Origin of the sequence: uncultured Thiodictyon sp. (assembly GCA_903837595.1) — a bacterium.
GTDB lineage: Bacteria > Pseudomonadota > Gammaproteobacteria > Chromatiales > Chromatiaceae > Thiodictyon.
The window spans coordinates 18,059-29,700 of record CAILVI010000017.1 but is presented as its reverse complement, the minus strand read 5'-3'; the positions used below and the strand labels follow the sequence as shown (position 1 = coordinate 29,700).

Annotated in this window: 10 protein-coding genes; 4 read left to right on the top strand and 6 right to left on the bottom strand. The window is 62.1% G+C overall.

The window, feature by feature from the left end; all coding sequences use genetic code 11:
• Nucleotides 1–118: 118 nt before the first annotated feature.
• The 6 genes from QZY44_RS01265 to QZY44_RS01240 all read right to left on the bottom strand — a co-directional run bounded on the left by QZY44_RS01265 (nucleotide 119) and on the right by QZY44_RS01240 (nucleotide 9,638).
• Nucleotides 119–2,827, bottom strand: a complete 2,709-nt coding sequence (locus tag QZY44_RS01265) for a DEAD/DEAH box helicase family protein (protein WP_295441158.1) — start codon at nucleotides 2,825–2,827, stop codon at nucleotides 119–121.
• 3 nt (nucleotides 2,828–2,830) lie between these two features.
• Complete coding sequence (locus tag QZY44_RS01260; RefSeq protein ID WP_295441156.1) at nucleotides 2,831–4,423, bottom strand: site-specific DNA-methyltransferase; 1,593 nt, start codon at nucleotides 4,421–4,423, stop codon at nucleotides 2,831–2,833.
• A 58-nt stretch (nucleotides 4,424–4,481) separates the two neighbouring features.
• Entirely contained in the window at nucleotides 4,482–4,727 is a 246-nt protein-coding gene (locus tag QZY44_RS01255; RefSeq protein ID WP_295441153.1) for a hypothetical protein, read from the bottom strand.
• A gap of 365 nt (nucleotides 4,728–5,092) precedes the next feature.
• Nucleotides 5,093–6,520 (bottom strand): ABC transporter permease, encoded by a 1,428-nt coding sequence (locus QZY44_RS01250; RefSeq protein WP_295441149.1) that lies wholly within the window; start codon nucleotides 6,518–6,520, stop codon nucleotides 5,093–5,095.
• Complete coding sequence (locus QZY44_RS01245) at nucleotides 6,520–7,497, bottom strand: ABC transporter permease (RefSeq protein WP_295441146.1); 978 nt, start codon at nucleotides 7,495–7,497, stop codon at nucleotides 6,520–6,522. Before QZY44_RS01245 ends, QZY44_RS01250 begins: the two co-directional genes overlap by 1 nt.
• On the bottom strand, nucleotides 7,494–9,638 hold the full coding sequence (locus QZY44_RS01240; protein ID WP_295441118.1) for an ABC transporter substrate-binding protein: 2,145 nt from the start codon (nucleotides 9,636–9,638) through the stop codon (nucleotides 7,494–7,496). Before QZY44_RS01240 ends, QZY44_RS01245 begins: the two co-directional genes overlap by 4 nt.
• A gap of 240 nt (nucleotides 9,639–9,878) precedes the next feature.
• Between QZY44_RS01240 and QZY44_RS01235 the strand changes: the two genes are divergently transcribed.
• From QZY44_RS01235 to QZY44_RS01220, 4 genes are all read left to right on the top strand, one after another.
• Nucleotides 9,879–10,655 (top strand): enoyl-ACP reductase, encoded by a 777-nt coding sequence (locus QZY44_RS01235; RefSeq protein WP_295441115.1) that lies wholly within the window; start codon nucleotides 9,879–9,881, stop codon nucleotides 10,653–10,655.
• 88 nt (nucleotides 10,656–10,743) lie between these two features.
• The gene (locus QZY44_RS01230) at nucleotides 10,744–11,028 is read left to right on the top strand and encodes a type II toxin-antitoxin system ParD family antitoxin (protein ID WP_295441112.1); all 285 of its coding nucleotides are present in this window, start codon (nucleotides 10,744–10,746) and stop codon (nucleotides 11,026–11,028) included.
• The gene (locus QZY44_RS01225; RefSeq protein ID WP_365302960.1) at nucleotides 10,973–11,185 is read left to right on the top strand and encodes a type II toxin-antitoxin system HicA family toxin; all 213 of its coding nucleotides are present in this window, start codon (nucleotides 10,973–10,975) and stop codon (nucleotides 11,183–11,185) included. The genes QZY44_RS01230 and QZY44_RS01225 overlap by 56 nt, the downstream gene beginning before the upstream one ends.
• Nucleotides 11,186–11,190: 5 nt before the next feature.
• Complete coding sequence (locus tag QZY44_RS01220; RefSeq protein ID WP_295441106.1) at nucleotides 11,191–11,580, top strand: type II toxin-antitoxin system HicB family antitoxin; 390 nt, start codon at nucleotides 11,191–11,193, stop codon at nucleotides 11,578–11,580.
• Nucleotides 11,581–11,642: the final 62 nt, after the last annotated feature.

The following is an 11,642-nucleotide window of genomic DNA, read 5'->3' as shown; positions in this document are numbered from 1 at the left end:
GCAACCCGTCGCGGCCTGGGGGCCGCTCCTACGGCCGTAGGAGCGGCCCCCAGGCCGCGACCAAGACCACCCCAGCAGTGGCCGGAATCATGGTCAAGGCCTCAAGACCGATCCGCCATCATTTCAGATGCGCCTCTATCTCATCCCAGTGCCTGTCCGTCACCATGACGAAACGGCAGCGCCCGCCGGAAAGGTTCGCCCACAATCCGCCGATCAAACGGTCATCCGCCGCCGCCTTCCAGCGATCAGCGCCCTTATATTCGACCGCCAGAATCGGGCCTGGCTGTTTCTGGGATTCCGGCAGTTGGCACACAAAATCCGGATAGAAACGTCCATCAGCCTTCTGCAAAAAAAAGGAGCTGCCCTCCCGTCGCACCAGGTTGCGGACCCAGAACTGGATATGGCCCTTTTGCGCCGCCATGTCCATCCAGCAGGCGCACTCGAACTCCTCCTTGCTGTCAAAGTCGCCAATGCGCCCGTAGAAGTGCCGGCGGAAGTCAAAGCGCCCGAAGCGCCCGTCATAGTCGCGGCTTGGCGCATAGGCGTGGGGATGGGGATGGAATTCAAAGGCATAATCGTCAGCCACCGTCACGCGCGACGCCGCATCATCCCCAAAGAGGGTCAGCTGAAAGGCCTTGCCGACTGCCTGCTTGCGCAGCTCCCGAATACGTGCCTCAAGACGGTTACGGATCATGAACTTTTGCAGATTGGCGCGCGCCAGTATGCAATCATCCCGCTCCAGCCACTGACCCAACCACGCGGCCACAAAGGCCTGCTTAGCGGCATGCGTCAGGGATGGCTCCGGCAGATTGCTGCACAACCAGCTCGCCAGGCGTACCGCGTCCCAATGCTCGGGCTGATAGACCAGCCCCAGGTCGCGTTGCATTTCCTTTATGAAACTGGTAACGACCTTGCCGCCGGCATCAACATCGATTTTGCCGCCTTCGGAGACCTTTAAGCCCGCATCCACGGCGGCGATGTCCTCGCGCGTCGGGGCTGCATCGTAATGCCCCAAATCCCAGGGGTACTCCAGCACCTCCGGGTCATCAAATAATCTCAGCTCCCCCTGGACCCGCAACGCCAATTGCGGTACCCGCAAGCGCTCGCCGCGTTCAGCCGGGGTCTGGAACACCTCAATCGCCGTGGTACGGCTGATCAGCGCCGCCTCATCGATCGCCGCCGCTGCCGTCTGCGTCACCACCGCGGCCTTGAGCACCGCTGTTTCTTCCACCGTCAAGGGTGCATTGATGGTCAATGTGTTGAGTTTGCCGTCCCATACCACCTTGTCCCGCACGGGCTTAGGTACACTCTTAAGATTTGGCTTCTCCAACAAGGTAACAGGCACTGGCCGCACGACCACGCGTCCGGCGTACCCCGCCAAATCAAGCTGCCCTTGCTCGGCCTTGGCAGCCGTCACGAACTCAGTGACCTCGCGCCGCTCGAAGCCGGCCCCGGCCACCAGCCGATCACGCAATGCGCCGGCGGTCTCGGCGAAGTTACGCGAGACGACGAAGGCGTAGGATTGATTGAGCGCGCGCGCCGCCCGATGACTGGCATTGGGTTGCCGTAATATCCGTCCGAGCAACTGCTCAACCGCCGTCGCCGAATGCAGCGCGGCCATGCTCACCAGAATATAGGCAAAGGGACAGTCCCAACCCTCGGCCAAGGCACACTGGGTGATGACAAACGTGACCGGACAGTGTGGGTCGGCAATGCCTAGCTTATAGTCCGCATCGATCTGCTCGAGCCCCTTCTCCTCCCCAGTGGCCACTATAATCTCATTGGCCGGAATGCCGTGGTTAGTGATCAGCTCATGACGCACCCGCTCGAAGTCCAGCGTCTCGACCCCGGAACGGCGCGGCTCCGACTGAACCAGCACGATCGGCCGCAGATAGGGCGCCCCCGTCCGCCGCTCCTCTTCGGCCAGCTTGTGCAGCGCCTCCCGCCGGCCGATGGCATCGGCCAGGCATTGCTGCCAGTTGGGCTCGGTTTCCAGCACCACCGGCAACTTGATCATCTGCTGCGCCTTCAACTCGGCGGCGCAGACGCTATGCAACACATTGCTCGGGGTGCGCTCAAGGTCCGGCGTAGCGGTCAGTTCCAGCACCCCGCTGGGGCGGAAACGGGCCAGCATATTAAAGGCAAGCTCGGTGCGACTGTTGTGCGCCTCATCCACGACGACGAACGGCCGGCGCAGCCGCAGCATGTTGGCCAGCGAATAGGGGATAGTCCGGTCCGCGCCTTCACCATCGGTCAAGAGCTCATCACGCTGGGAGGGTGAGAGGTTATCAAAATGGTGCATCAGCGTGCCGCTGGACTGATACACCTTCCGGCATTCTTCCTCTTCCACCTGAAAGGCCTGGCGGGTTGCGACGATGATCGTGGTCCCGGTGTCCAAGGTTGCGCGCGTCACGCTCTTGGCCTCGTCCAGGTCCATCACCGTGATGGGGCCGGCCTCACGCAAGGCGGCGTGATACGGGTGCAACCGGTCCTTGAGACACTTGAGCGTCTGTTCGCGAATCGGCCGGCTCGGCACCAACCAGAGGATGACACTGTGCTCGCAGCGCAGCAGGTGGGTGTTGACCAGCGCCACACTCTTGGCCGCCAGCCAAGTCTTGCCGCCGCCGGTGGGCACCCGCAGACAGAGATACGGCATATCCGGCGGGAAGCCCGGCAGGGCATTGTAGGCTAGGCCGCGCCCCCACAGGCGCTCGGTGATGGCCGTGAAGGCCAGCGAGGGCGACGGTAGCTCGTGACAGGCCTTGAAATAGGCCTCGAGACTTTCGAGCACCTGCGACTGATAGGTCTTGGGGGCGAAGGTCGTCATTGCTCACACGTCCAATGCGTAAGGGGTTTGCTTGAAGGTGACGCCTTCGCGCGCGGTGCGCGAGCCCAGCCGGTTGGCCGCGGCATAGATCACCTTGGGACCGGCGAACTTGGGTAGCGCATCAAAGACCGGCCCGGACAGTACATTGCCGCCGGCCGGCGCCATGTCCTTCAGGATACCGTTGTAGAGCAGATAGATGGCGACGCCTTCATTCACGCCGATGAGCGGGCTACCTGCCGTCCCGGCATAACCGCTGCCGGTCTCAGCGAACCAGACGAATTCAGCGAGTTGCGCGAATGTCACGTCACTCCGGATCTGGCCGGTGGCATCGAACAGTGGTTCGGCAGATAGGCGGCAGAACTGGAAACCGCCGTCGAGACCCTCGACGGTATTGCCTTTCGCGTTGGTGTAGCCTTGGGCGACACGCTTGACGCGCTCGGCGGTGACATTTGGCGCAATCTTATCGTCCATCTCCACCAGGATGAAGCGGCGATTCCCGCCATCCTCTGCATTTTGTTTCAGCACTGCGTGCCCGGTAGTACCAGAACCAGCGAAGCTGTCAAGGATCAATGCATCCTTATCGGTCGCGATTTGCAGGACACGCTGAATGAGGCGGGTGGGTTTTGGTGTATCGAACGCTGTTTGTGTGCCGAATATATCTTGAACTTCCTTGCGCGATTCATCCGTATGACCAACCTCCTCGTGCGGCCACCATGTCCACGGCACGAATCCCTCGACCTCAGAAAGATAACGAATGGTGCTTGGCTGAGCGGACCCATCTTTACCAAAGTAGATTCGACCAGCAGCCTTCAGCTTCATGAACTCGCTTTCGATTGTCGACCAACAACGCCCCTCGGGCGGCTTGACAAGTTTTCCCGATGGCGTTTCTATCTCGTACATCTGATTCGGTCGCCAGCCCTGGGCCGTCATCGGGATTCCGCGCCATCGCCCTTTGGGGTCCTTATTCGGATTCTTATAGACGGCCGCTTGCTTTTCGTCGATCGGCACACGATTCCTGGTAGTCTGAAACAGATCGGGCCTAGGGGCATAGACCATGACGTACTCGTGTACATCGCCGATGGCGCCGCGATTCTCACGCGAGTACCTCTTCTGCCAGGCATTACAGGCGACAAAGCAATTTCTCCCGTACACTTCGTCCATCAATAGGCGCAGGTGACCTATTTCGGAATCGTCCATCGAGATCCATATCGATCCATCGTTGCTCAGAAACTGCTTCAGCAACACCAGCCGCGGATACATCATGCACAACCAGCGGTCGTGCCGATCCAGTGTCTCCCCCTCCTTGCCGACCACGTCGCCGAGCCAGCGGCGGATCTCCGGGCTGCTGACGTTGTCGTTGTAGACCCAGCCCTCGTTGCCAGTGTTGTATGGCGGATCGATATAGATACACTTCACCTGCCCGGCATAGCGCGGCAGCAGGGCCTTGAGTGCGTGCAGGTTGTCTCCCTGCACGATCAGGTTACCGCTGTCGGCGGGTCCGCAGGACAGCTCAGGGACCGGCTCCAGCAGCCGAAACGGCACTTCCCGATGATGTCTGACGACGGCTTCTTTGCCGATCCAATTCAACGTAGGCATTCACTTACTCTATAACAAATGAAGATACAGCTATCCCAGCACAATCCCTGCCTGTGAATCAATCCCATGACGAACTTTCGTCATCGAGCATTCGATCAATGTCTTCCTTGGGCATCACTGGCCAGTCTCGCTGATCAACAATTCCGTCGAGAAATTCAAGCACCTCAGCATTTGCATCGCTGGTAACCATGGGCTCCGGCTCAAACAAGACAATCACCCTGGCCTTTTCCGCCGTGATCCCGGCCGGCAACTTGACGAGAGTCTCGCCTTTCGTGATGGTCGCATCCAATTCGTTCACTCGCATGATGATCTCGCATACATCCTAGCACCGCATTCCACCACACATTCCATACCGACCCCAACGGGGTCGAACATACCAGCCCAGGGCAACGCCCTGGGTTAGCGTTGTTCATTCGGCCTAGCCCTGAAAGGGCGTGACATAACGGCGGGGCTCGTTATGTCACGCCCTTTCAGGGCTGGGGTCTGTGATACGTCATACCCAGGGCGTTGCGCCTCAAGCTGGTATGTCGCGCCCCTTCGGGGCTTGAGCTGGCGCAAGATTAGGTGGAAGGCATTGAGCAGGTGTTGGGTGCTCTGCGCCCCGAGGCCCATGGCCGGAGTTATGACCAAGGACAAATGGAATAAGCTAGAGTCGCGATCAGTGCGCCCTCAGCGCGCCCCCCGCAGCCGCGGATCGAAGGCATCGCGGACCACGTCGGCGAACAGGTTGGCGGCCAGGACCAGGGTGAACATGAAGAGGAAGGCAGCGGCCAGTGACCACCACACCACCGGGTCACGGGCCAATTCCAGGCGGGCGCTGTTGATCATGTTGCCCCAACTGTTCATGGTCGGGTCGACGCCGATGTTGACATAGGACAGCACAGCCTCGGCCAACACCAGACCGCTGAAGTCCAGCACCAGGGTGATCATCACGATGTGCAGTACATTAGGCAGGATGTGCCGCCCCAGAATGGCGAAATGGCCGACCCCCAGCGCCACACTGGCCTGGACATAGTCCGCCTCACGCAGTTTCAGGGCCTCCCCGCGCAGGAGCCGGCAGAGCCCGGTCCAGCTGGTCACGCCCAAAATGAGGCAAAGGAACAGTAGGCGCAGGTCAGCCCGCTGCACCAGACTCTCGAATGCCTCGGCGTGATTCGCCATATAGACTTGGAGCATCAGGATGGCGGCGGCGATGAGCAACACCCCGGGGATCGCATTCAGGGTGGTGTAGAGATATTGGATGATGTCATCCACCCAGCCCCGGAAATAGCCGGCCATGATTCCGAGCAGGACCGCCGCCGGCAGCATGACCAGGGTGGTCAGGGTACCGATGACGAGCCCGGTGCGGATGGACTTGAGCGCCTGGAAGAAGACATCCTCCCCGACCTTGTCGGTGCCCAGAATATGATACTTGAGCGCCAGTTCACCCGCGATGAAACCGAGCACCAGCATCACCGCCAAGGTCCCTAGGGCCGTGCGCCAGGGCAATTCGGTGCGACCGGCCCGGATTTGCTCGGACATGACGGACAGGGTCAAGCCACGACGCCGCGCCATGCGCCAGGGGATCGGCAAGGCGATGAGTCCCCAGACGACCAAGCCCCCCGCGAGCCCCGTAAGGGCGGTGCCGGCGATGTCCCACCCCCGTTGCCCCGGGTCCTTCAGGTGTCGGCCGCCCCATTTCAACCGCGGGTAGTCGCGGATCACGCTGCCGTCCGGCTGCGTCATCGCCTCTTTGACGAAAAGCGTGAGGGCGAAGGGGGCGGAATAGGTCTTTTCCTGGTGCTTGCGCAGCGGTGTCGCCCAGGCATCGAGCAGGCTCAGAACCTCAGGGGCGAATTGGCGTTCAGCCGCAGGCTGGCCCGCGGCCGGGAGTGGGGCGGTGAGCGGGAGGCGAAAGTGGATGGTATCCAGTAGCCCGATCAGGACATAGAACACCAAGATGACCAAGGCTCCCATCCCGACCCGGGAGCGGGCGACCCGCCGCCAGGGGGCGCGCAGGTGCTCATGGTGGGAGGCGTAGAGTCCAAACCCGACGCCGAGTGCCAACAACAGGAAGACCAGTGCGTCGGTCCAGAGAATGACTGGCATGAGGGGCATTATTGCAGCCGCACCCGCGGATCGACCAATGTATAGGAAATATCGGTCAGGATCAGCCCCAGAATGTAGAGCACGGCACCCAGGAAGACCATGGCGCGGACGATGGCGAAGTCCTGGTTGCTGATCGCATCGATGGTGTAGCTGCCCAGGCCGGGCACCCCGAAGAATGATTCAGTGATGAGGCTGCCCATGAAGAGCAGCGGCAATACCACCACCACCCCGGTCAGGATCGGGATCAGGGCATTGCCGAGCACATGCCGGAACAGCACCCGCCGCTCGGTGAGCCCCTTGGCGCGGGCGGTGCGCACGTAGTCCTTGGAGATCTCCTCCAGGAACAGTGTGCGGTACCAGCGTACCCCGGAACCCACCCCGCCGATCACCCCGACGATGACCGGCAGGATGAGAAACTTCCACGCCTCAAACCCGGTATCGTAGCCGGAGATGGGCACCAGGTGGAAGAGCTTACTCAGTAGAAACTGGCCCCCGATGATATAGAAGAGCCCGGAGATGGACATCATCGCCACTGACAGCACCACCGCGCCCAGGTCCAGATAGGTTGCCCGAAAAAAGACGATGAAGAGCGCCACGCTGATGTTCAGCGCCAGCCCCACCAGTAGCACCGGAACCGCAATCGCCAGGCTCGGCCACATGCGTTGCGAGATGTCGTAGCCGATGGCACGCCCGTTGTCGGATGAACCGAAATCGAAGGCGAAGAGCCTCACCGAACGCTGAAAGAAGATGGTTTGCGTGACCTTGGCGAGGCCCTGCGCCGACTCGTTGAAGAGCAGCGGCTGGTCATAACCGTGCTCCCGCTTCCAATTGCTGATGGCGGCCGGCGTCACCCGCTTCTCACCCAACTGCATACGCGCCATCTCATCCGGCGAATTGAGTACAAAGAACAGTACGAAGGTCAGCAGGTTCACCCCGATCAGGATCGGGATGGCATAGAGCAAGCGGCGCAGGATATAGGCGCTCACAGTGCAGTGCTCCGCTCGCGGCGCCGTACCATCCATAGGGCGGGAATGACCAGGACGACGACGAGCGCGAGGATGCCCCAGAGGGGCCAGACAATGGGCGGATTCCATTGCACGCGCAGGCGCTCCCGCAGCACTGTATCGACCCGTCGGTATTTCAATGTGTTGTTCGCCATCTTATTGGGGTTGGCGTTGAGCAGCCACTGATGGTGTAGACTGAAGGCCTTGGGGTAGAAGCCCCACAGCCAGGGCGCATCGCGGCGGGCAATCTCCAGCATCTGATCGACCACCGCCTGGCGTGCCGGGCCGTCTTCCATATATTTCATCTGATCGAACAGCCGATTGAATTCAGGGTTATCATAGTTGGAGGCGTTCTCCCCCTGATGCTCCACCTTGCCGTTGGGGCCGTAGAGCAGAAAGAGAAAATTCTCCGGGTCCGGGTAGTCCGCATTCCAGCCCCACATATAGACCTGGCCGGTCCCGTTCTGCATCTTTTCCTGAAAGCGGTTGTAGTCAGTGGAGCGGATCACCAGCTCGATCCCCAGCTTCTCGAACTGCTTACGCATCCAGGCGAGCCGCGACTTGTCGTCGGGCCCGGTAGCGACCGCCTCATAATTGATGCTGAGCGCGCGGCCGGTCTTGGCGTCGCGCCCGCCCGGGTAGCCGGCCTGTTCCATCAAGGTGCGCGCCTGCGCGATGTCGCGGCGCACCGGGCGGCCGTCCTGCCACTCATAGACATAGGGGTTGATCCCGCCCTCCCCCTCCCGATACCCGCTGATCCCGGGCGGCAGCGGCCCCTGGGCGATCAGGCCGCGACCGTTGGCGAAGATGGAGACGAATTCCTCATAGTCCACCGCAATCGAGATCGCCCGCCGCAGCAGTCGTGCCTGCTCCGAATAGCCGCCCACCACCGGGTCTAGCATATTGAAGCCGAGATAGGAGATGGAGGTCTCCACTGAGGTGAGCAGTTCGATCCCCCGGGACTGCATCTCCTCGGTGAGGCTGGGGCCACCGTCACCACCGATGCGCACCGCCTGGTCAAAGGCGTCGGAGGAAAGCCCTGAGCTGTCGTAATAGCCTTGGAGGAACTTGTTCCAGCGCGGGATATCCTCCTTTTCCAGGCTGTAGATGGCCTGGTCGACGAAGGGCATGGGTCGGCCGGCGTCCTTGAGCAACCCGGCTGCGGCGTCCCCCGGCATCCCCTGGGTGGGGAAGGTCTCACCCCAGAAGTTGGGGTTGCGCGATAGCACCATCCGCAGGTTCGGGTTGTTCTCTGTCAGCATGAAAGGACCGGTGCCGACCGGATACCAGTCGAGCACGATGTTTCGTTCTTTCATGCCGGGCTGGGCATAGAACACCTCCGCCTCCCAGGGCATGGGGGCAAAGAAGGGCATGGCGAGCCAGTAGGCAAACTGGGGGTACTTGCCGATGACGCGGATGCGAAAGGTCAATGGATCGACGGCCTCAACCCCGTCGAGCCGTGCCGCGCGCAGGGCCTGGACGCGCGCGACCGGGTCCTGCGCCGCCACCGGCGCGAGGCGATCGCCGAGCTCCTTGAAGCCCTGGATATGCTCCTGCATCACGCCGGCGATGGGCGAGTGCAGCCAGGGGGCGGCGAGGCGCTTGATCTGGTAGACGAAGTCCGCCGCGGTCAGCTCCCGGGTACCGGTGTCGGAGAAATCAGCCAAACGGTTGATGCCGCGCAGGTCCGCCGCAGTTAGCCGCTGATAGCGCAGCGCTCCCGAGGCGTCCCTGGCGAAAGCGGGGTGCGGCTGGAAGCGCACACCCGGGCGCACGCGGATCAGGTAGTCGCTGTAGGCGATCTGCTCGGCGGGGGCGGTGCCCGGGAGGGGCTGCCCCTGGGCGTCGACATAGTGCGCGACCGGCACTTCGGTCGCGGACAGGGGCACCAACTGATAGGGCCGCAGCAGCAACTGGTACTGGAGCGGGGGCTCGTAGACCTGGGCGAGGAAGGCATACTCGTCGGCGGAGTAGGAGCGGACCGGGTCCAGGTGCTTGGGGCGCTCGCTGAAGGAGGTGTAGACGGTGTTGGTCAACCGCTGAGCATCGGGATAGGGGTCGTTCCAGGGGGCCTTGCCGCAGCCGGCGAGCAGCAGGAGCAAGGTCAGGGCGAGCACTGCCACGCCCGCGCGCACTCGCGGCGAGCGGGGGCAAATCGCCGGCGCCGCACCCACGACCCGGCGGTGCGGATCGGTGCAGGCTGGCACAGGCCGACAAGTTTCGGTAGTGTTATGGGTTCCCATGGGGTGCCATGATCGCACGGGACACGGCGCCGCCGAAAGCCGCACCGTGCCCCCCGTCCGCCCGCAGCGCGCACCCTGCGCCCGACACCATCGACCACCACCACGGAGCAACGACTTCCAATGGGCTTCCTACAAGACAAGCGCATCCTGATCACCGGCGTGGCCAGCAACCGCTCCATCGCCTGGGGCTGTGCCACCGCCATGCACCGCGAGGGCGCCCAGATCGCGCTGACCTACCAGAACGACAAGCTCAAGCCGCGGGTGGAGGAGTTTGCCTCCCAGTTGGGCTCCGACATCGCGCTCCCGTTGGATGTGGGCAGCGACCGCCAGATTGCCCACTGCTTCGCGGCCCTGGAGGAACGCTGGGACGGGTTGGACGCCGTCGTCCACGCCATCGCCTATGCCCCCAAGTACGAGTTGGAGGGGGACTATGTCGACGCCTTGACGCGGGAGGGCTTCAACACCGCCCACGAGATCTCCTCCTACAGCTTCTCCGCCCTGGCCAAGGCCAGCCGGCACCTGATGGCGGGCCGCAACGGCGCGCTGCTCACCATGAGCTTCCTCGGCGCCCAGCGGGCCGTGCCAAACTACAACGTGATGGGGCTCGCCAAGGCCAGCCTGGAGGCCAATGTCCGCTACCTGGCGGCCTCACTCGGCCCCCACGGGACCCGCGTCAACGCCATTTCCGCCGGACCCATCTACACCCTGGCCGCGGCCGGCATCTCGCACTTCCGCGCGATGCTCAATCAGGTGGAAAAGCACACGCCGCTGCGGCGCACCGTGACCACCGAAGAGGTGGGTAACGCCGCGGCCTTCTTGTGCTCGGATCTGGCGAGCGGCATCACGGGGGATGTGCTGTACGTCGATACCGGGTTCAATATCCTGGGACTGGGTTAATCCATTCGGCACGGGCCGCTCTGGTTCCCAAGCTCAGCTTGGGAACGAGCACGACCGATGTCATCTTTCATTTCAGGAGGTATCGACGATGGCAACCATGAATCTCTCACTTCCCGACCCCATGCGTCAGTGGATCGAGGCTCAGGTCCAGAGCGGCCATTACAGCAATGGCGGCGACTATGTCCGTGACCTCATCCGTCGGGATCAGGAGTATCAGGAGCGACGCGCGGCACTGAACCAGGCGCTGGTCGAGGGTGAACGTAGCGGTCAGTCCGCGCGAACCCTGGCCGGAATCTGGAAGACGGTCAAGGCCAGGCATGGTCTCGATAAGACGACACAACATGCAAAGCACGGACTTAGTCAAACGGCTTGAAGCCGAAGGTTGGGTCCGGGCCGGCGGTAAGGGTGACCATGTAAAGTTCAAACACCCAAAGCGCCCCGGCCATGTGGTGGTGCCGCATCCCCGCAAAGACGTGGCAATCGGAACGCTGCGCAATATCTATCGACAGGCCGGCTGGGTCTGGGAGTAAAGACGATGTTGTATCCGGTTTATGTCCATCTGGGCGACGCGCGGCACGCGCATGGCGTCACAATCCCCGATTTTCCGGGCTGCTTTTCGGCGGCGGATGATTGGGAGGCACTGCCGGCGCAGGTCCAGGAAGCGGTGGAGGTCTATTGCGAAGGCGAGGATCTGGTCATCCCACCACCGACCCCCTTGCAAGAAGTCGCGACGCGCTCCGAGTATCAAGGCGGTGTATGGCTACTGGTGGATATCGACCTTGCGCGGGTGAATCCCAAAGCAATCCGCGTCAATATCTCATTACCCGAGTGCTTGGTGCGGCGCATCGATGATTACGCAAAAGCACATCACCTGAGCCGATCGGGCTTTCTGGCGCGCGCGGCATCTCAAGCATTAGAGCAGTAGCGGAGGGAAAGCGACTGGACTGGAGCTATTTCTGCAGTATCTGCCGCGCAGAAATACTCCAG

What these genes read in the sequence shown, in the direction of transcription:
- QZY44_RS01230 (WP_295441112.1), top strand. Translation starts at nt 10,744, where the DNA reads ATGGCAACCATGAATCTCTCACTTCCCGACCCCATGCGTCAGTGGATC.
- QZY44_RS01250 (WP_295441149.1), bottom strand. Translation starts at nt 6,520, where the DNA reads ATGCCCCTCATGCCAGTCATTCTCTGGACCGACGCACTGGTCTTCCTG.
- QZY44_RS01255 (WP_295441153.1), bottom strand. Translation starts at nt 4,727, where the DNA reads ATGCGAGTGAACGAATTGGATGCGACCATCACGAAAGGCGAGACTCTC.
- QZY44_RS01265 (WP_295441158.1), bottom strand. Translation starts at nt 2,827, where the DNA reads ATGACGACCTTCGCCCCCAAGACCTATCAGTCGCAGGTGCTCGAAAGT.
- QZY44_RS01235 (WP_295441115.1), top strand. Translation starts at nt 9,879, where the DNA reads ATGGGCTTCCTACAAGACAAGCGCATCCTGATCACCGGCGTGGCCAGC.
- QZY44_RS01225 (WP_365302960.1), top strand. Translation starts at nt 10,973, where the DNA reads ATGGTCTCGATAAGACGACACAACATGCAAAGCACGGACTTAGTCAAA.
- QZY44_RS01260 (WP_295441156.1), bottom strand. Translation starts at nt 4,423, where the DNA reads ATGCCTACGTTGAATTGGATCGGCAAAGAAGCCGTCGTCAGACATCAT.
- QZY44_RS01220 (WP_295441106.1), top strand. Translation starts at nt 11,191, where the DNA reads ATGTTGTATCCGGTTTATGTCCATCTGGGCGACGCGCGGCACGCGCAT.